Raw genomic sequence first — 19,349 nt, forward strand, 5'->3', positions numbered from 1 at the left:
GCCGGCTTTGGCGTCAAACGAAGCTGACCGCGCGCTCCATCTGCTCCCGATACTGGACGATGTCTTCGATGGTCAGCACCGGCAGGTTGTGCTGATCGGCGAAGCGCACCGCGTCATCACGGCGCGCCATGGTGCCGTCGGGCAGCATCAACTCACATAGCACGGCCGCCGGCTGCAAGCCGGCCAGGCGTGCCAGGTCGACCGAGCCCTCGGTATGACCGCGCCGCGTCAACACCCCACCGTCCTTTGCCACCAGCGGGAACACGTGCCCCGGGCTGACAACGGATTGCGTATCGGCATCCGCCGCAATGGCCGCGCGGATGGTCGTGATGCGGTCCGCCGCCGACACGCCGGTGCTCACGCCGGTACGCGCCTCGATCGACACCGTGAACGCCGTGCCGTACTGGCTGCGGTTCTCTTCCACCATTGGCCGCAGGCCCAGTGCGGCCGCCTTCTCGGCCGTCAGGCACAGGCACACGATGCCGCTGCATTCGCGGATCAGCATCGCCATGCTGGCCTGCGTAAGCTTGTCAGCGGCGACGATGAGGTCCGCCTCGTTCTCGCGGTCGGCATCGTCGAGCACGACAACCGGTACGCCCAGGCGCACCGCGTCGAGCGCGGCCGCCATGCGCGCCGGCATGTCGGCCGGGTCGAAGCGCGCTTCGACGGCATCAAGGGTCGCATGACCGGCAGGCAATGCGGGCGGATGAATGACGGGGGATTGCTGAGTGGACAACATGGAAACGCTCCTCGCTGAGATTGGCGACAAGACGTTCCAGGGCAAGCAGACAAACACGCCCGTGCAACGGCAACGCCCGGCAAAGCCGAAGCGCGCCCCGTCGGCGGGAGCATGTCGTTCCGCACATCTTCTTCCATCCGGACTCTGACCGTCGGCCCCGGCATCTCACCGGATCTGCTGACCCCGATATGCAGGCGCATACCGGGCGCTCGCGGGCTCACGGGCGCAAACACACTGCCCGCATACCGCCGGTGGGGAATTCCACCCCGCCCTGAAGACGTACTGAACCGGCAGGATTGCCGGCAGGCGCCATCCTACCGCAACAAGGTGCAGGACCTCCACCCTACTGATGAGTCGGACAAAGCGCAGCACGCGTCATCCGGCCCGCGCCAGCATGGCGTGCAACAGCACGTCGGCGCCGCGCGTGACGTCTTCGGGCAGGGCGTCCTCGGCTTCGTTGTGGCTCAGGCCGTTGACGCACGGGATGAAGATCATCGCCGTCGGGCAATGCCTGGCGATGTGAATGGCATCGTGCCCCGCGCCGCTCACGATGCGCTGATGCGGGTAGTCGAGCCGCTCCACCGCATCGGCGACGGCCTTGACGCACGCGGCATCGAACGGCGTGGCCGGGCTCACCCAATGCTGGTCGATCCGCACTGCCAGGCCGCGGCGCGCGGCGATCTCGGCAAAGCGCTCGCGCAGCGCGGCTTCCATCTGTGCGATGCGCGCGTCCTCGTGATGGCGCAAGTCCACCGCGAAGGCAAGGTCGGCGGCGATGGTGTTGCGCGAGGCGTTGCGGATGCCGATCTCGCCGATGGTCACGAGGCCGTGCGGCGCAAAGGCGTCGACCAGGACTTCGAGCGAACACGCCATCTCGGCAGCGGCAAACATCGCGTCGCGGCGAAAACGCATCGGCGTCGTCCCGGCATGCGCGGCCTGGCCCTGCACGCGCACGTCGAGCCAGCGGATGGCCTGCCCGCCCGTGACGACGCCAATCGGCACGCCGTTCTCCTCCAGGATCGGGCCCTGCTCGATATGCGCCTCGAAATACGCATCGAACGGCTCGCCCGGGACCGCGCGATCGCCTGCATAGCCTGTCGCATCCAGCGCCTCGGCGACGGAAACGCCCTGTACATCGCGCGAGGCCAGTGCCTGCTCCAGCGGCATCACGCCCGCAAACGCGGCGGAACCCAGCATGGCCGGCGTAAAGCGCGCGCCCTCCTCGTTCGTCCACACGGCGATCTCGATCGGCTTATCGGTTTCGATGCCCGCATCGTTGAGCGTGCGCACGACTTCCAGCGCGGCCAGCACGCCATACACGCCGTCGAAGCGGCCGCCTTCGGGCTGCGTGTCGAGATGGCTGCCGCTTGCCACCGGGCGAGCATCGGCGCGCTTGCCCGCCCGGCGCGCAAAGAGGTTGCCGATGCGGTCGGTGCTGAGCGTCATGCCGGCGTCCTGGCACCAGCGTGCAAACAGGGCGCGGCCCGCCGCATCGTCTTCGGTCAGCGCCAGGCGCCGCACGCCGCCCTTGGGCGTGCCGCCCACCGCTGCCATTTCCATCAGGCTCGACCACAGCCGCGCCCCGTTGACCTTCAGCATGTCTGCATTCCTCTGCATGCGCGCCGACCGGCTCGGCGCATTCAGGCGTCTTTATCTGGCAATCGCAAAATGCGCGTCAAATTGCGAATGTTTATCCGGGCTATAAGCGGGGCAAATATTCCCACCAACCCACCGATGCGAAACGCACGGTGGTGCTGCCCGACCGCACCGCCGTAGCGCAGACATCCCCGCCCGCGCCCCACTCCGATGCATAAGCCCGGCTAATACGGGGAATCAAAAATGCGAATTTGCCGGCATCCGCATCGGTGCGCATAAATGGCGGCGTCGGCTGACGACCGACAACCCGCTCTCGTGGCACAGACCGATGCACGAACATCGGCGGCGCGGCGGCGGGCCACGCCCAAAAGAGGAGGACGCCCCATGTCAGCATCACAGCCATCCACGGCCGCCACGGCCACGCACCAGCCCGTGCGCGCGGCCACGGCCGCCTTCATCGGCACGGCGGTCGAGTTCTACGACTACTACACCTATGCCACCGCCGCCGCGCTCGTCCTGGGTGAGGTGTTCTTCCCGAGCAGCAACCGTTTCCTGAGCACGATGGCGTCGTTTGCGACGTTCTTTGTGGGCTTCATTGCGCGGCCGCTTTCCGGCGCCGTGTTCGGCCACCTGGGAGATCGCATCGGCCGCAAGAAGATGCTGCTCGTGACAATGCTCCTGATGGGCCTTGCCACCACGGGCATCGGCCTGCTGCCCGGCTACGCGACCATCGGCATCTGGGCGCCGATCCTGCTGGTGCTGCTGCGCGTGCTGCAGGGCATTGCGGTGGGCGGCGAATGGGGCGGCGCGGTGCTGATGGCGAGCGAGCACGCGCCAAAAGCGAAGCGCGTGTTCTTCGCATCGTTCCCGCAGATGGGCAGCCCGGCCGGGTTGATCCTGTCGCTGCTGTCGTTCCGGCTGGTGTCATCGCTCGACCACGACAGCTTCGTCACGTGGGGCTGGCGCCTGCCGTTCCTCGCGAGCTTCGTGCTGCTGCTCGTGGGCGTGGCGATCCGCATGGGCGTCAAGGAATCGCCCGAGTTCGAGCGCGTGCAGAAGAACAACGAAGTGCTGAAGAACCCGGTGGGCGAAGTGCTGCGCACGGCGTGGCGCCCGATCGCGCTGGCGGCGATGGCCACGACGATCGGCTCGGCCGGCTTCTTCTTCACCAACACGTTCATGATTTCGTACGTCACCACGCATCTCGGCATGTCGAAGGCGCTGATTCTCGACTGCCTGTTCATCGTGACGATCCTGCAGTTGCTGTCGCAGCCGGTGTCGGCGCTGCTGGCACAGCGCTACGGCGACACGCGCTTCCTCACGTGGGCCGCGTTCGTCTCGATGTTCACGCCGTATCCGATGTTCCTGCTGGTGAGTACGCAGAACGCGGTGGCGATGGTGGCGGGCATCACGCTGGCAGTCGTCACGCTTTCTGCCGTGTATGCCGTGATTGCGGGCTTCATGACGCCGGCCTTCCCGGCGCGCGTGCGCTACTCCGGCATCTCGATCGCGTACCAGCTCTGCACCATGATCGCCGGCGGGACGACACCGCTGATCGGCACGATGCTCGCCGAGCGCTACAAGGGCGAATGGCTGCCGCTCGCGCTGTTCTTCACGGTGCTCTCCGCCATCTCGCTGGCCGGCATCATCGGCCTGGGCCGTTATCGCGACGGCAGGCAGCCCGCAGAAGAAGCCGCGGCGCTCGCCACGAATTGATGTCCACCTCCAATCGCATTTCCATGGAAGCCCAACACGGTTCGCTGCACACGCGCCGCCCGGCGGCGTTTTCCGAAGAGGAATGGCAGATCCGCACGGATCTTGCCGCGCTGTATCGGCTGGTCGATCACTTCCGCATGACTGACATGATCGACACGCACATCACCGCGCGCCTGCCCGATGAAAACGGCCGTCCGACGTTCCTCATCAACCGCTACGGCGTGCTGTTCGGCGAGATGCGCGCATCCGACCTCGTCAAGATCGACCTGGACGGCAACGTCGTCGACGCGCGGGCCGACGCCAATCCTGAACACTACGCCGTCAACGCGGCGGGCTTCACGATCCATTCGGCGGTTCATGCTGCGCGCGACGATCTGCATTTCGTGGTGCACACGCATACGGCGGCGGGCATCGCGGTGTCGGCACAGGAGCATGGGCTGCTGCCGATCAGCCAGCATGCGCTGAAGTTCTACGGCAAGCTCGCGTATCACGATTACGAAGGCATCGCGCTGGACCTGGGCGAGCGCCAACGCCTGGTGCGCGACTTCGGTCCGCACAAGGCGATGATCCTGCGCAACCACGGCCTGCTCACGGGCGGTGCAACGGCGGCCGACGCATTTCACGAGATCTACTTCCTGGAGCGCGCATGCCAGGCGCAGATCCAGGCGCTGGCCGGCGGCACGCCGCTGCGCTTCCCTCCAGAGGACATCCGGCAGCGCACGGCAGCACAGTTCAACCGCGAAGAATCGCCCGTCATCGCGCGGCGTGCATGGCTCGCTGCGCTGCGGCTGATCGACACCTCGCGCTCGGACTACCGGAGCTGAGCGCATGACCACGCTTGCCCTCGTCAGCCGCGACTACGACATGTCGCACCTGGTGCCGTCCATCCTGCGCGCAGCGCCCGAGCTGGACGTGCGCAGGTACGGCGAACCGGGTGCGCAAGAGGCGGAGGTCGCGGTCTGCTGGAACCCGCCGCCAGGAGCAATCGCCGCCATGCCGCGCGTGCGGCTTGTGCACAGCATCGCAGCCGGCGTCGACAACATCCTCGCCGATCCGACCCTGCCCGCCGTGCCGTTGTGTCGCGTGGTGGACCCGCAGCACGCGCGCGGCATGGCGGAGTTCGTCACGTGGGGCGTGCTGCATTTCCATCGCCAGCTGGACCGCGTGCTCGCCAACCAGCGCAGCGCCACGTGGTACCGGCCGGAGCAGCAGGCTCCGTCGACCTGCACCGTGGGCGTGATGGGCCTGGGCGAGATCGGCGCGCACGTGGCCGCAGAACTGCATCGCCTGGGCTTCAGCGTGCGCGGCTGGGCGCGGCAATCGCGTGAGCTGCCCGGCATCGGCGTGTACTGCGGTGAAGCTGGCCTGCCGATGTTTCTCGAAGGCGTCGACATCCTGGTCTGCCTGCTGCCGCTGACCGACGCCACACGCTGCCTGCTGAACGGCAACACCTTCGCGCGGCTCAGGCGCGGTGCCAAGTTGATCCACGTCGGGCGTGGCGAGCACCTTGTCGCCGCGGACCTGCTCGAAGCGCTGCACGGCGGCCAGCTCGGCGGCGCGATCGTAGACGTCTTTCCCAGCGAGCCGCTGCCGGCGGACGACCCGCTCTGGCGTGCACCGAACCTGATCGTCACGCCGCACATGGCGTCGGTCGCCAGTGCGGACACCATCGGCCTGCAGGTCGCGCAGAACGTGCGGCGCCTGCTCGAGGGCGAGGCGCTTGCCAACGTGGTCGACGTTTCGCGCGGTTACTGATGGCCGGCCGTTTCGGGATAGCGCGCATCGATGAAGCGGTGCAGCGCTTCCAGAAACGCTGCTTCGGCCGCGCTGAACTTGCGCTCGACCAGCCATAGCAGGTGCATGTCGACATCGGCCACGCCGCCTTCGGGCGGCAGGCGCTGCAGCCGGCCCTGCTCCACATCGTCCTGCGCCACGTGCTCGGGCAGGCAGCCGATGCCGAAGCCCGCCACGATCAGCCGCCGCACTTCCCACATGCTCGATGACGAACCGACCACCGGGCCGGTCAGCCCCATTTCGTCGCGAAAGAACGTGAGCATCGACAGCGGATCGCCGATCTTGTCGCCGGTGAAGGAGACGAACTTCTCGCCGGCCAGATCGGCGATCTGCACATCCGGCTTGCCGAACAGCGGGTGGTACTGCCCGCAGAACAAGGCGTAGCGCTGGCGCAGGAACAGCCTGTGCGCGATCTTCCTGGGTAGCGCGCGCTTGGGCGACAGGCCCAGCGTGGCGGTACGCAGCTCCAGGCTGCGCACGACATCGGCGCTGCGCATCTCCTGGCATTCGAGCTCGATGCGCGGGTAGTCGCGATGAAAGCGCCCGAGAAAGGCGTCGTATTCCGGGAAATCCAGCCCGCTGACGATGGCCACGCGCACCATGCCGGCAATCCCTTGCCCGCCCTCGCCGGTGGCCTGCGACAGCCGCGAGATGGTGCCGTAGACCTCTTCCGCGATCTGCCGCACTTCCTCGCCCGCGCGCGTGACGTCGATGGGGTTGGCCTGGCGGTCGATCAACTGCAGGCCGAGCTGGTCTTCGAGCCGCTTGAGCGCCTGGCTGACCGCCGGCTGCGTCAGGTGCAGGCGCGTGGCGGCGCGGCTGATGCTGCGTTCGCGCGCAATGGCGAGAAAGGTGCGCAGCAGATTCCAGTCGAGGCGGTCATTCAGGTAGGTATCGAGCTTGGCCTTGCTCATGCAATGGTCTGCAGTGGGGTCAAGTAGAGGGGCGCCAGGCCAATGCAAGCCATGTGCCATGCGGCATCGACTAAAATCCTAGCCTTTCCGACCGTGCCCGCGAAGTCTACCCCTCAGCATGGAATCCCGCATGGACCTCTCCCGACGCCGTTCCCCGTGGATGACGTTGATCATCGTTGCGCTCATTGCGGCATTTCTTGCGCTATGGATGGACGACCTCTTCCAGCGCTCCACGCTGTTCCGGCCCGATGAAGGCCGCTATGCGGAGATCCCGCGCGAGATGGTGGTTTCCGGCGATTGGGTCACGCCGCGGCTGAACGATCTCAAGTATTTCGAGAAGCCGCCCCTGCAGTACTGGACGACCGCGGCCACGTTCGAGACCTTCGGCGTCAGTGCCTGGGGAGCGCGGCTGTGGCCGATCCTGTTCGGCCTGGGCGGCATCGTCATGACGGCCTGGACGCTGGCGGCGTACCGCGGCGGCCGCGCGGCGGCAACGGGCGCGGCCATTCTCGCTTCGTCACTGCTGTACGTGCTGTTCGGGCAGGTCATCACGCTCGATATGGGCGTGGGCTTCTTCCTGACCGTGGGGGCGTGCGGGTTTGCGCTGGCGCAGCGCCCAGACGCATCGCGCCGCGCAAGACTCGGGTGGATGCTCGTGGTGTGGCTCGCGCTGGCCGGTGCCACGCTCACGAAGGGGCTGATCGGGCTGGTGCTGCCGGGCCTCATCGGCGCCGCGTATCTGCTGATGACGCGTGACTGGGCGCTGATCCGCCGCATGCACTGGCTGCCGGGCCTGGCGCTGTATCTGCTCGCCACGGTGCCGTGGTTCGTGCTCGTGCAGCAGCGCAATCCGGAGTTCTTCGACTTCTTCTTCGTCCACGAGCATTTCCAGCGCTTTCTGACCAACGAGCATCATCGCACCGGCAAGTGGTGGTACTTCGTCGCCGTGGGGGCAGCCGGCCTGCTGCCCTGGACGCCGCTCCTGTTTGCCGCCGCCGGCCGGCGCATCGGGCGCGTGGCCGATCTCTTGGTCGGCACGCATCGGTTTGACCTGATGCGCTGGTCGATGGCGTGGGCTGCGATGATCTTCCTGTTCTTCTCGGCGTCCAGCTCGAAACTGCCCGGCTATATCGTGCCGGCCTTTCCCGCCCTGGCGATCGTGCTGGCGCTGACCCTGGAAAAGATGCCGACGCGCACCCTTGCCTGGGCACTGGGCGTGAACCTGCTGATCGCCATCGGGCTGTGGCTGGCGGTGCCCGTGATCGGCGCCAAAGGCGGTGCCAAGATGCCCCCGGAACAGGTGGCGCAGGCCATGCCCGTGTTGCGCACGGTGCTGGCAATGCTGGGCGCCGGCACGGTCGCCGCGCTGGTGGCCCTGCGCTGGCAACGGCGCACGCTGGCGGTGATCGTGCTGTCGCTCTCGGCGCTGTTCTGCTGGGACCGCGTGCTCAACGCCAGCGAGATCTTCCGCGATGCGCTATCCGCCCGCGACGTCATCGAGAAGACGCTGAATGCCACCGGCCCGATTCCGCCGGAAACGCCGTTCTACTCGGTGGAGTGGCTGGACCAGACCGCCATCTACTACCTGGGCCGACCGATGACGCTGGTGGCTGGCTTCGACGAACTCGAGATGGGCGCGGGCCTGGAGCCCGACAAGGTCGTCGCCACCACCGCTGAGTGGATCCGGCGCTGGACGGAAGGCCCGCCCGCCTACGCCTTCATGCGCCGCGTCACGTGGCAAAACCTGCAGGAAGCCGGCGTACCGATGCGCCTGGTGGCGGAATCGGCAGACAAGGTCGTGGTAGCGCGGCGTTGAGACGATTTGGCGTCACGGGCCGCGCGGCGCCCGTGCATGGCGGCGTACCCGAAACTGGCTGAGCTCGCCGGCGGCCAGTCCGCAGGACTGCCAAGCTCGCACCCGTGGTGCATATGGCAGCGCACAGACCGCATCGCCGCCAAGCCCGGCACAGCCCACGCTGATTGCGTCGCCACATGGCAGAAGGGCCGCATCCCGCGGCCCTTTCTCTGACAGCCAATGACTTGGCTTACCACGTACAGCTGCCCCGCAGGAATGCCCACTGCTCGCACTCGTCCCCACGCGGGCTCACGCAGGTGCCCACCTCGGCCCCGCCGGCCCGGGTGGAGAACTCGAGTTCACCACCGCGCTGCAGGCAGTACGTCGACGCCGGATTCGGCATGCCGACCGCGGCTTGCGGCGGTGCGGCGCTCTCGGGCGCTGCCGGGTACGCAGGTGACGGCGGCGGCGGCGCGATCGGCTGCGCGGACGGCGCCGGGGGCAGCGTGGCGGCCGGTGCAGGTGGTGCAGGTGGGGGCGCCGGCTCGATGACGGTACGCGGCGGCTGCCACGGAGGCATCGGCGACGAGCAGGCTGCCAGGCCCACGGCCAAGACACAGGCGGCAATGGCGGCGGCGGCCCTGCGGCCCTGACGAGGATCCTTGACGAGGCAGACTGCACAATCCATGCGTTTTCCTCCATGAGTTCTGGTGGAACACACGCGACAAGCATGCTTGTCGCGCCAAGAGCCGCTCACAAAACCCGGTGAAGCGGCTCTGGCAGGCGGGCAACGCTGGCACGGCAGCGGCACAACGACGCCAGGCGGGTCTTGGTAGCGGCCCTTAGGATAGCTTAGGAAATCGCCCAGCCATGTGTCAGGCAGTCGCAGCCGGGTCTGGAAACCGCATGGTCACGCGGAAGCCGGGTGAAGGCGCATCGGCCGCAACCGGGCCGATCGTGAGCTCCCCGCCGAGGTGGCGCACGAGCCGGTCGACGATTGCCAGGCCCAGACCGCAATGAGCATTGCCGCCGCGCGCCGGGTCCAGGCGAACGAACGGGCGCGTGACGCGTTCCACGTCGGCGGCCGGAATGCCGGCACCATGGTCTTCCACCGTCAGCGTAAAACCGGCCTCGGTGGGGGCGGTGCGCACGTTGACCGGCTCGGCGCCATAGGCGAACGCGTTGTCGAGCAGGTTGACGACGATGCGCTGCAGATGCGTGGGCTTGAGCCGGAAGCGCTCTCCGGCCTGCAGGTCCAGCGCAACGTGCTTGCCCTGCTCGGCAAACGGCTGCACGAGCCCCCGCAGATGGCGATCGACCGAGACCTCGCGCGCCTCGGTGTCACCGCTTTGCGCGTAGGCGAGGAACTGCTCGACGATGGCCGACATCGATTCGACGTCGCGCTCGATGCCGGCGCCGGCCTTCTGGTCGACCAGCATCTCGGCGCGCAGCCGCAGGCGGGACAACGGCGTCTTCAGGTCGTGCGCGATGCCGGCCAGCATGGTGTTGCGCTCTTCATCGGCGGCGGACAGATCGGCGGCCATGTGGTTGAACTGATCGGTCAGCTGGCGCAGCTCGTATGGCCCGCGCTCCTTGAGCGGGGGCACGTAGCGGCGCCGGGCCAGCGCGCCGGCCGCGTCGGCCAGGGCACGCACGGGGCGCTGGATCTGCCACGCGGCGAACAGCGAGAATGCGATGGCAATGGCAAGCACCACCATCACGCCCGGCACCACGGCGGAGATCGTCGGCGGGGCATGCACCCACACGAGCGGCATGGCGATCCACTTGGTGCGCTGCGGAAAGCGCACGAACACGCGCGGGGTGGCGGCCGCCTCCAGCCGCAGCTCCGTGCCAGCCGGCAGGCGGCGTGCAAGCTGCCGCGCGAGCTCGGCCGACTTGTCTGACGTGGACAACGCCTCGCCGGCGGGCGCTTCCGTCGTTTCGGTCACGAGGTCGGGGAGGGTTACGTGCAGGCGGCCGTCCGCCACCGCCTGGAAGGCCTGCAGCTGGAAGGCCATCTGATCGACCGACGCCTGGAACTGCCGCTCGCGGCGTTCCGCGCGCAGCACGCCCAGCCACGAGAAATGGCTGAGCACCAGCACAACCACGATCAACACGGCCAGGCGGCCGAAGAGCGTGTCGAACCTAGCCTTGTACTTCATTGGCCCCTTCCCGTTCTTCCCGCTCGTCCGGCACGAAGGTATAGCCGCGCCCGCGCACCGTCTGGATATAGCGCGGGCGCTGGGCGTCTTCGTCGAGCACCCGGCGCAGGCGCCAGATCTGCACGTCGATGCCGCGGTCCGACACACCGCTGCCCGGCCCGTACATCAGCTCGACGATGTGCTCGCGCGTGAGCACTTGCATGGGGTGCGTGATCAGCAGCTTGAGCAGCGCAAACTCGGTATCGCTGATGGACAGCGCTCGCTCGCCGCGAAACAGCGTGCGCATGCGGAAGTTGAGCTTGAACGGCCCGAAGCTGAAGCTGTCGCGATCTTCCGGCGCCGAAGCCGGCACGGCGTGGCGGCGCCGCAGCACGGCGTTGATGCGGGCCAGCAGCTCGCGCGGCGAGAACGGCTTGCCGAGGTAGTCGTCCGCGCCGATCTCCAGGCCGATGATGCGGTCGATCTCGTCGCTGCGGGCGGTGAGCAGGATGACGGGCACATCGTCGTTGCGGGCCCGCAGATCGCGCAGGGCCGAGAGGCCATCGACCTTGGGCATCATCAGATCAAGTACGACCAGCGCCGGGCGCTCGCGCTCGAGGCGCGCGGCCAGGCCGTCACCGTCATGCAGCACCGACACGGCAAAGCCCTGCTGGGTCAGGTATTCGCGCAGCAGGTCGCGCAGTTCGACGTCGTCATCGACGACCAGGATCTTGGTGCCGCTCATCTTTCTGGGGGACGCTGGAAGGTGTGCTCATGATAGCGACTGCGGCCGCAGCGTCGCCCGCGCATGTCTTCCATGTTGTTTCTCGCAGTAACAGCCCGCTCGGTTTGTAATGGGCCGTAATACAACCGGCGGTGCGGCTAATTCTGCGCAAAGACGATGCCTTTAAGCTGCGGGCTGACTGGTACGGGCGCCCAGTATCATGTGCGCTCGTCCCCATATTGCCAAGAAACAGGAACGCCAACATGTCCGACGCCCAGGACCAGAAACCCGGCTCACCGGATGCCGCACGCCCCACGCACGACGGGTCGCCGGGGCCCGATGCCGTCTCGCCAACGCTGCTGCCGCCGCCCCGTGAGGGCGGCAAGCGCCGGCGCTGGGCCATCTGGGTCGTGGTGATCATCCTGGCGCTCGTCGGCTATGCGATCTACCACGCGATGCACCGCAACAGCGGCGGCCCGGGCGGCGCCGGCGGCCGCGGGGGACGCGCCGCCATGGCTGGCAAGCCAATGCCGGTGATGGTTGCAGCGGCCACGCGGGGCGACATCAACGTGGTGCTTTCGGCGCTGGGCAACGTCACTCCGGTCAACAACGTGACCGTCAAGACGCGCGTGGACGGCCAGCTCGTGCGCTTGGCCTTTACCGAGGGCCAGACCGTCAAGGCCGGCGACCTGCTGGCGGAAATCGACCCGCGCACCTACCAGGCACAGCTCGCACAGGCCGAGGGCCAGCTCGCACGCGACCAGGCGCTGCTGCAGAACGCCCGGCTCGACCTGCAGCGTTACCAGACGCTGCTCGCGCAGGATTCGATCGCCAAGCAGCAGGTCGATACGCAGGCGGCGCTGGTGCGGCAATACGAAGGCACGGTCAAGCTGGACCAGGGCAACGTCGACAACGCGCGCGTGCAGCTTTCGTACACGCGCATCACCGCGCCGGTGTCGGGCCGCGTCGGCCTGCGTCAGGTGGACCCGGGCAACATCGTGCATGCGTCGGACACCAACGGCATCGTCGTCATCACGCAGGTCGATCCGATCAGCGTCATCTACACCATCCCGGAAGACAGCCTGCCGAAGGTCATGCCGCGCCTGCAGTCGGGCGACAAACTGCCGGTGGAAGCCTGGGACCGCGCCCAGACCACGGTGCTCGCACACGGCACGCTCATGACGGTGGACAACACCATCGACAACACCACCGGCACGGTCAAGCTGCGCGCCCAGTTCCCGAACCAGAGCGCGATGCTGTTCCCGAACCAGTTCGTGAACGTGCGCATGCGCGTGGATACGCTGCGCGACCAGGTGATCGTGCCGGGCGCGGCCATCCAGCGCGGCACGCAGGGCACGTTCGTCTACGTGGTCGGCGAAGACAGCAAGGTGACGCTGCGTGTGGTGAAGCTGGGCGTGACGGAGGGCGAACGTGTATCGGTGGCGCAGGGCCTGAAGGCGGGCGAGCGCGTGGTCGTCGACGGCGCCGACAAGCTGCGCGACGGCGCGCCGGTGGAGGTGATCCAGCCCGGCGCCGGCCCGGCCAGCGCGCCGGCGGCCGGACAGGACGGCCAGCAGGGCCGCCGCCATCGCCGCGGCCAGGGCGGCGCATCGGCACCCGCTGCCAGCGCGCCGGCAGCCAAGCCGTAAACCGTGCACCGCGTGTATCCGCCTGACGACGTCTTCTCCGAGCTGGCATGAACCCCTCCCGAATCTTCATCCTCCGGCCCGTGGCGACCACCCTGCTGATGGTGGCCATCCTGCTGTCGGGCCTGGTGGCGTACCGGATGCTGCCGCTCTCCGCCCTGCCCGAGGTCGACTACCCGACCATCCAGGTGACGACGCTATACCCCGGCGCCAGCCCGGACGTGACGACGTCGTCCATCACGGCGCCGCTGGAGCGCCAGTTCGGCCAGATGCCGGGGCTCAAGCAGATGACGTCGTCGAGCTCGGGCGGCGCGTCGGTAATCACGCTGCAATTCGACCTGTCGCTTTCGCTCGACATCGCCGAGCAGGAAGTGCAGGCGGCCATCAACGCGGCCGGCAACCTGCTGCCGAACGACCTGCCGATGCCGCCGATCTACAGCAAGGTCAATCCGGCCGATGCGCCGATCCTCACGCTGGCGATCACCTCCAGGACGATGCCGTTGCCCAAGCTCGAAGACCTGGTCGACACGCGCATCGCGCAGAAGCTCTCTCAGCTGCCGGGCATCGGGCTCGTCAGCATCAGCGGCGGCCAGCGGCCGGCTGTGCGCATCCAGGCGAATACGTCGGCGCTTGCCGCGCTCGGGCTGTCGATCGACGACATCCGCACCGCCATCGGCACCGCCAACGTGAACGGCGCGAAGGGCAGCTTCGACGGCCCGATGCGCGCCTCCACCATCGACGCCAACGACCAGCTCCGCTCCGCCGCCGAGTACGGCAAGATGATCGTCGCCTACAAGAACGGCGCGCCCATCCGCCTGACCGACGTGGCACAGATCGTCGACGGCGCCGAGAACACCAAGCTCGCGGCGTGGGCCAACACCACACCGGCCATCATCCTGAACGTGCAGCGCCAGCCCGGCGCCAACGTGATCGAGGTGGTCAACCGCGCCAAGGCACTGCTGCCCACACTCAAGGACACCCTGCCCGGCAACGTGGAGGTGTCGCTGCTGACCGACCGCACCACCACCATCCGGGCATCCGTCTCCGACGTGCAGTTCGAGCTGATGCTGGCCATCGCGCTGGTGGTGATGGTGATCTTCCTGTTCCTGCGCAATGTGCCGGCCACGGTCATTCCGGCGGTGGCGGTGCCGCTGTCCCTGGTGGGCACGTTCGGCGTGATGTACCTGGCCGGCTTCTCGATCAACAACCTGACGCTGATGGCGCTGACCATTGCCACGGGCTTCGTGGTGGACGACGCCATCGTCATGATCGAGAACATCGCCCGCTACATCGAAGACGGCGATCCGCCCATGGAAGCCGCGCTCAAGGGTGCCAAGCAGATCGGCTTCACCATCATCTCGCTCACGTTCTCGCTGATTGCCGTGCTGATTCCCCTGCTGTTCATGGGTGACGTGGTCGGGCGCCTGTTCCGCGAGTTCGCGATCACGCTGGCGGTGTCGATCCTGATTTCGGCCGTGGTGTCGCTCACGCTCACGCCGATGATGTGCGCACGGTTGCTCAGGCACATTCCCGAGGCCGAGCAGTCGCGCTTCTACCACGCCGCGGGAGCGTTCTTCGACCGCGTCATCGCACGATACGGGCGCATGCTCGAGTGGGTGCTGGATCGCCAGAAGACCACGCTGCTGGTGGCCATCGGCACCTTGGTGCTGACGGGCCTGCTGTATGTGGTGGTGCCCAAGGGCTTCTTTCCGGTGCAGGACACGGGCGTGATCCAGGGCATTTCGGATGCCTCGCAGTCGATCTCGTTCTCGGCGATGGCCGAGCGCCAGCAGAAGCTCGCCGAGGTGGTGCTGAAAGACCCGGCGGTGGAGAGCCTCTCGTCGTTCATCGGCGTGGATGGGGTCAACACCACGCTCAACAGCGGCCGCATGCTGATCAACCTGAAGCCGAAGGATGAGCGCGACGCCAACGCCAGCGAGGTCATCCAGCGGCTGCAGCCCGAACTCGCCAAGGTGGCCGGCATCCAGCTGTACATGCAGCCGGTGCAGGATCTGACGATCGAAGACCGCGTGAGCCGCACGCAGTACCAGTTCACGGTAGAAGATCCGGACCCGAACAACCTGTCGAAATGGGTGCCCAGGCTGGTGGAACGCCTGCAGCAGACGCGCGAGCTGCGCGACGTGGCGAGCGACCTGCAGGACAACGGCCTGCGGGCCTACGTGCAGGTCGACCGCGACAAGGCGGCCGTCTACGGCATCACGATGGCCACGATCGACAGTGCGCTCTACAGCGCGTACGGCCAGCGCCTGGTGTCGACGATCTTCACGCAATCGAACCAGTACCGCGTGGTGCTGGAGGCCGATCCGAAGATGCAGCTCGGCCCGCATTCGCTATACGACCTGCATGTGCCGTCCAGCAGCGGGCAGCAGGTGCCGCTGGGCGCCTTTGCCACGGTGGTGGAGCAGCCCGGCTCGCTGGTGGTGAACCATCAGGGCCAGTTCCCGGCCGCGACGATCTCCTTCAACCTCGCGCCCGGTTCATCGCTGGGCGCGGCGGTGGACACCATCAACGCGGTGGAGCAGGAGCTCGGCCTGCCGGCCAGCATGCAGACGAGCTTCCAGGGTGCGGCACTGGCATTCCGTGCGTCGCTGTCCAACCAGTTGTGGCTGATCCTGGCGGCGGTGATCACGATGTACATCGTGCTGGGCGTGCTGTACGAGAGCACGATCCACCCGGTGACGATCCTGTCCACGCTGCCCTCAGCGGGGGTGGGCGCGCTGCTTTCCCTGCTGCTGTCGGGCAAGGATCTGGGCATCATCGCGATCATCGGCATCGTGCTGCTGATCGGGATCGTCAAGAAGAACGCGATCATGATGATCGACTTCGCGCTGGAGGCCGAGCGCGAGCAAGGCATGACCCCGCGCGATGCGATCTACCAGGCGTGCCTGCTGCGCTTCCGGCCGATTCTCATGACGACGATGGCGGCCCTGCTCGGCGCGCTGCCGCTGATGCTCGGCACGGGCGTCGGTTCGGAGCTGCGCCAGCCGCTGGGGATCACGATGGTGGGCGGCCTGCTGGTCAGCCAGGTGCTGACGCTCTTTACCACGCCCGTCATCTACCTGGCGTTCGACCGCCTCGGCCATCGCCTGCGTGACTGGCGCGCGCGCCGCTCGCCGGGCGGCCACGGCGCACCGGAGGCGAACCGACCTGGCGGGCAACCATGAACCTGTCCGCCACCTTCATCGCGCGGCCGGTTGCCACGGCGCTGCTGACCATCGGCGTGGCCCTCGCCGGCATGGCGGCGTTCCGCCTGCTGCCGGTGTCGCCCCTGCCGCAGGTGGATTTTCCGACCATCTCCGTCAGCGCGTCGCTGCCCGGCGCCAGCCCCGAGACGATGGCTGCCACCGTGGCCACGCCGCTGGAGCGCTCGCTGGGCCGCATCGCGGGCATCACGGAGATGACGTCGTCGAGCTCGCTGGGCTCGTCGCGCATCACGCTGCAGTTCGACCTGTCGCGCGATATCGACGGCGCCGCGCGCGACGTGCAGGCTGCCATCAATGCCTCGCGCAGCCTGCTGCCTTCGGGGCTACCGAGCAATCCAACCTATCGCAAGGTCAACCCGGCCGATGCGCCGATCATGATCCTGGGGTTGACATCCGACACCATGTCGCGCGGCCAGCTGTACGACGCGGCGTCGACGATCCTTGCGCAGAAGCTCTCGCAGATCAACGGCGTGGGCCAGGTCAACATCGGCGGCGCATCGCTGCCGGCGGTGCGTGTAGAGCTGAACCCGACGGCGCTGAACAAGTACGGCATCTCGATGGAGACCGTGCGCACCGTCATCGCCAGCACCAACGCAAACAAGCCCAAGGGCATGCTGGAATCGGGCGACCGCGTGTGGACGATCTACGCCAACGACCAGGCGAAGAAGGCCGCCGAATACCGGCCACTCGTCATCGCCTGGCGCAACGGCTCGCCGGTGCGGCTGTCGGACGTGGCCGAAGTGACCGACAGCGTGCAGGACATCCGCAACTATGGCTCGGCCAACGGCAAGCCGTCGGTGCTGCTCATCATCAGCCGGCAGCCGGGCGCCAACATCATCGACACGGTCGATCGCATCAACGACGTGCTGCCCTATCTGCGCAACACCATCCCCGCGCAGATCAACCTCGACGTGATGATGGACCGCACGCCCACCATCCGCGCCTCGCTCAAGGATGTGGAACGCACGCTGGTGCTCTCGATCGCGCTGGTGATCATGGTGGTGTTCCTGTTCCTGCGCAACCTGCGGGCCACGCTCATCCCGAGCGTGGCGGTGCCGGTCTCGCTCATCGGCACGTTCGGGGTGATGTACCTGTGCGGCTACAGCCTCGACAACCTGTCGCTCATGGCGCTGACCGTCGCGACAGGCTTTGTGGTGGACGACGCCATCGTGGTACTGGAGAACGTCTCGCGCCATATCGAGAACGGCATGCGGCCCATGCAGGCAGCGCTCAAGGGCGCACGCGAGGTGGGCTTCACGGTGGTCTCGATGAGCTTCTCGCTGATCGCCGTGTTCATCCCGCTGCTGATGATGGGCGGCATCGTCGGGCGGCTGTTCCGCGAATTTGCCGTCACGCTGTCGGTGGCCATCCTGGTGTCGCTGGTGATCTCGCTCACCACCACGCCGATGATGTGCGCACGCCTGCTCAAGCCCGCCGCCGAGCAGGAGCACGGCTGGTTCCACCGCAAGACCGAAGGCTTCTTCACGTTCCTGCTCGACATGTACCGCAGCTCGCTCGCGTGGGCGCTGCGCCATCGCTGGCTGACGCTGCTGATCCTGCTCGCCACGGTGTGCCTGAACGTGTACCTGTACATCATCGTGCCGAAGGGATTCTTCCCCCAGCAGGACACGGGCCGTGTGATGGGCTTCATCCAGGCGGACCAGGCCATCTCGTTCCAGGCCATGCGCACCAAGCTGACGGATTTCATCCACATCGTCCAGCAGGACCCGGCGGTGGAAAACGTGGTCGGCTTCACGGGCGGCTCGCAGCGCAACAGCGGCTCGATGTTCATCCAGCTCAAGCCGCTGGCCGAGCGCAAGATTTCCGCCGACCAGGTCATCAACCGCCTGCGCGGCAAGCTTGCGCGCGAGCCCGGGGCGAGCCTCTTCCTGCAGGCGGTGCAGGACATCCGCGTTGGGGGGCGCGCCAGCAACGCGCAGTATCAGTACACGCTGCAGGCCGACAACCTCGATGAGTTGCGCACATGGGAGCCGAAGATCAAGCAGGCGCTCTCGCAGGTGAAGTCGCTCGCCGATGTGAACACCGACGCCCAGGACAAGGGCCTGCAGACGTCGCTGGTCATCGACCGTGACAAGGCCAAGGCGCTCGGCATCAACCCGAGCGATGTCGACAACGCACTGAACAACGCCTTCGGCCAGCGCCAGATCTCGACGATCTACAATCCGCTCAACCAGTACCGCGTGGTGATGGAAGCCGCGCCGCAGTACTGGCAGAACCCCGACGGCCTGCGCGACATCTACCTCATCACCTCGACCGGCGCGCAGGTGCCGCTGTCGACCTTCTCGCATTACGAGCCGACCAACACGCCACTGGCGGTCAACCACCAGGGCCAGTTCGCGGCCAGCACGATCTCGTTCAACCTGGCGCCGGGCGCGTCGCTGTCGGGCGCCACGCGCGACATCCAGGACGCCATGAACCGCATCGGCGTGCCGATCACGGTGCACGGCAGTTTCCAGGGCACCGCCAAGGCGTTCCAGGATTCGCTCTCAAGCCAGCCGGTGCTGATCCTGTTTGCGCTCATCACGATCTACATCGTGCTGGGCGTCCTGTACGAGAGCTACGTGCACCCGATCACCATCCTCTCGACGCTGCCTTCGGCCGGTGTGGGGGCGCTGCTGGCGCTGATCATTACGGACACGGATTTCTCGATCATCGCGCTGATCGGCGTGATCCTGCTCATCGGCATCGTGAAGAAGAACGCGATCATGATGATCGACTTCGCGCTGGAGGCCGAGCGCAGCCAGGGCATGAGCCCCGCGGACGCCATCTTCCACGCCTGCGTGCTGCGCTTCCGGCCGATCCTGATGACGACGATGGCCGCGCTGCTGGGCGCCCTGCCCCTGGCGCTGGGCCACGGCGACGGTGCGGAGTTGCGCACGCCGCTGGGCATCTCCATCGTGGGCGGGCTGCTGGTCAGCCAGATCCTCACGCTCTACACCACGCCGGTCGTCTACCTGGCGCTCGACCGGCTGCGCCTGCGCCGTGCCGGGCGCAGCAAGGACGCACCGTTGCCCGCACTGGATTCGCAAGGAAGCTGAT

Annotated in this window: 13 protein-coding genes and 1 riboswitch; of the genes, 7 read left to right on the forward strand and 6 right to left on the reverse strand. The window is 67.2% G+C overall.

The annotated features are described in order from the left end of the window. Positions 1–13: 13 nt before the first annotated feature. Positions 14–739, reverse strand: coding sequence for a 3,4-dihydroxy-2-butanone-4-phosphate synthase (gene ribB, locus KHN96_RS00660; protein ID WP_045219865.1), 726 nt, complete (start codon positions 737–739; stop codon positions 14–16). 121 nt (positions 740–860) lie between these two features. Next, a riboswitch (FMN riboswitch) is annotated at positions 861–1,022 on the reverse strand. Between the two features lie 92 nt (positions 1,023–1,114). Further along, on the reverse strand, positions 1,115–2,338 hold the full coding sequence (locus KHN96_RS00665; protein WP_238587586.1) for a Zn-dependent hydrolase: 1,224 nt from the start codon (positions 2,336–2,338) through the stop codon (positions 1,115–1,117). A 429-nt stretch (positions 2,339–2,767) separates the two neighbouring features. Between KHN96_RS00665 and KHN96_RS00670 the strand changes: the two genes are divergently transcribed. The 3 genes from KHN96_RS00670 to KHN96_RS00680 are packed head-to-tail and all read left to right on the forward strand — an operon-like array spanning position 2,768 to position 5,806. Beyond that, a complete protein-coding gene (locus tag KHN96_RS00670) occupies positions 2,768–4,051 on the forward strand; it encodes an MFS transporter (protein ID WP_373994673.1) in 1,284 nt (427 codons plus the stop codon). A gap of 23 nt (positions 4,052–4,074) precedes the next feature. Then, complete coding sequence (locus KHN96_RS00675; protein WP_062739015.1) at positions 4,075–4,875, forward strand: class II aldolase/adducin family protein; 801 nt, start codon at positions 4,075–4,077, stop codon at positions 4,873–4,875. Between the two features lie 4 nt (positions 4,876–4,879). Next, positions 4,880–5,806, forward strand: coding sequence for a 2-hydroxyacid dehydrogenase (locus tag KHN96_RS00680; RefSeq protein WP_062738985.1), 927 nt, complete (start codon positions 4,880–4,882; stop codon positions 5,804–5,806). Here the strand turns inward: KHN96_RS00680 and KHN96_RS00685 are convergent. Then, positions 5,800–6,759 carry a LysR family transcriptional regulator gene (locus KHN96_RS00685; protein WP_062738986.1) on the reverse strand — a complete coding sequence of 320 codons (960 nt, stop codon included), beginning with the start codon at positions 6,757–6,759 and terminating at the stop codon, positions 5,800–5,802. The two genes, KHN96_RS00680 and KHN96_RS00685, sit on opposite strands and share 7 nt — an antisense overlap. 160 nt (positions 6,760–6,919) lie before the next feature. Between KHN96_RS00685 and KHN96_RS00690 the strand changes: the two genes are divergently transcribed. Beyond that, positions 6,920–8,575 carry an ArnT family glycosyltransferase gene (locus KHN96_RS00690; RefSeq protein WP_062738987.1) on the forward strand — a complete coding sequence of 552 codons (1,656 nt, stop codon included), beginning with the start codon at positions 6,920–6,922 and terminating at the stop codon, positions 8,573–8,575. Between the two features lie 229 nt (positions 8,576–8,804). Here the strand turns inward: KHN96_RS00690 and KHN96_RS00695 are convergent, their stop codons facing one another. The 3 genes from KHN96_RS00695 to KHN96_RS00705 all read right to left on the reverse strand — a co-directional run bounded on the left by KHN96_RS00695 (position 8,805) and on the right by KHN96_RS00705 (position 11,440). After that, the gene (locus KHN96_RS00695) at positions 8,805–9,242 is read right to left on the reverse strand and encodes a putative hemolysin (protein WP_045219851.1); all 438 of its coding nucleotides are present in this window, start codon (positions 9,240–9,242) and stop codon (positions 8,805–8,807) included. Between the two features lie 187 nt (positions 9,243–9,429). After that, positions 9,430–10,716 (reverse strand): ATP-binding protein, encoded by a 1,287-nt coding sequence (locus tag KHN96_RS00700; RefSeq protein WP_062738988.1) that lies wholly within the window; start codon positions 10,714–10,716, stop codon positions 9,430–9,432. Then, positions 10,700–11,440 carry a response regulator gene (locus tag KHN96_RS00705; RefSeq protein WP_045219847.1) on the reverse strand — a complete coding sequence of 247 codons (741 nt, stop codon included), beginning with the start codon at positions 11,438–11,440 and terminating at the stop codon, positions 10,700–10,702. The genes KHN96_RS00700 and KHN96_RS00705 overlap by 17 nt, the downstream gene beginning before the upstream one ends. 242 nt (positions 11,441–11,682) lie before the next feature. Between KHN96_RS00705 and KHN96_RS00710 the strand changes: the two genes are divergently transcribed. Genes KHN96_RS00710 through KHN96_RS00720 form a run of 3 tightly spaced genes read left to right on the forward strand, consistent with a single transcriptional unit; the run spans position 11,683 to position 19,348 of the window. After that, the gene (locus KHN96_RS00710; protein WP_062738989.1) at positions 11,683–13,068 is read left to right on the forward strand and encodes an MdtA/MuxA family multidrug efflux RND transporter periplasmic adaptor subunit; all 1,386 of its coding nucleotides are present in this window, start codon (positions 11,683–11,685) and stop codon (positions 13,066–13,068) included. 47 nt (positions 13,069–13,115) lie between these two features. Next, positions 13,116–16,250 (forward strand): MdtB/MuxB family multidrug efflux RND transporter permease subunit, encoded by a 3,135-nt coding sequence (locus KHN96_RS00715; RefSeq protein ID WP_062738990.1) that lies wholly within the window; start codon positions 13,116–13,118, stop codon positions 16,248–16,250. Then, positions 16,247–19,348: a multidrug efflux RND transporter permease subunit gene (locus KHN96_RS00720; protein ID WP_062738991.1), complete on the forward strand. Its 3,102-nt coding sequence runs from the start codon at positions 16,247–16,249 to the stop codon at positions 19,346–19,348. The genes KHN96_RS00715 and KHN96_RS00720 overlap by 4 nt, the downstream gene beginning before the upstream one ends. Position 19,349: the final 1 nt, after the last annotated feature.

Source organism: Ralstonia mannitolilytica (assembly GCF_905397375.1).
GTDB classification, from domain to species: Bacteria; Pseudomonadota; Gammaproteobacteria; order Burkholderiales; family Burkholderiaceae; genus Ralstonia; species Ralstonia mannitolilytica.

What these genes read in the sequence shown, in the direction of transcription:
- ribB (WP_045219865.1), bottom strand. Translation starts at nt 739, where the DNA reads ATGTTGTCCACTCAGCAATCCCCCGTCATTCATCCGCCCGCATTGCCT.
- KHN96_RS00665 (WP_238587586.1), bottom strand. Translation starts at nt 2,338, where the DNA reads ATGCTGAAGGTCAACGGGGCGCGGCTGTGGTCGAGCCTGATGGAAATG.
- KHN96_RS00675 (WP_062739015.1), top strand. Translation starts at nt 4,075, where the DNA reads ATGGAAGCCCAACACGGTTCGCTGCACACGCGCCGCCCGGCGGCGTTT.
- KHN96_RS00680 (WP_062738985.1), top strand. Translation starts at nt 4,880, where the DNA reads ATGACCACGCTTGCCCTCGTCAGCCGCGACTACGACATGTCGCACCTG.
- KHN96_RS00685 (WP_062738986.1), bottom strand. Translation starts at nt 6,759, where the DNA reads ATGAGCAAGGCCAAGCTCGATACCTACCTGAATGACCGCCTCGACTGG.
- KHN96_RS00690 (WP_062738987.1), top strand. Translation starts at nt 6,920, where the DNA reads ATGACGTTGATCATCGTTGCGCTCATTGCGGCATTTCTTGCGCTATGG.
- KHN96_RS00695 (WP_045219851.1), bottom strand. Translation starts at nt 9,242, where the DNA reads ATGGATTGTGCAGTCTGCCTCGTCAAGGATCCTCGTCAGGGCCGCAGG.
- KHN96_RS00700 (WP_062738988.1), bottom strand. Translation starts at nt 10,716, where the DNA reads ATGAAGTACAAGGCTAGGTTCGACACGCTCTTCGGCCGCCTGGCCGTG.
- KHN96_RS00705 (WP_045219847.1), bottom strand. Translation starts at nt 11,440, where the DNA reads ATGAGCGGCACCAAGATCCTGGTCGTCGATGACGACGTCGAACTGCGC.
- KHN96_RS00710 (WP_062738989.1), top strand. Translation starts at nt 11,683, where the DNA reads ATGTCCGACGCCCAGGACCAGAAACCCGGCTCACCGGATGCCGCACGC.
- KHN96_RS00715 (WP_062738990.1), top strand. Translation starts at nt 13,116, where the DNA reads ATGAACCCCTCCCGAATCTTCATCCTCCGGCCCGTGGCGACCACCCTG.
- KHN96_RS00720 (WP_062738991.1), top strand. Translation starts at nt 16,247, where the DNA reads ATGAACCTGTCCGCCACCTTCATCGCGCGGCCGGTTGCCACGGCGCTG.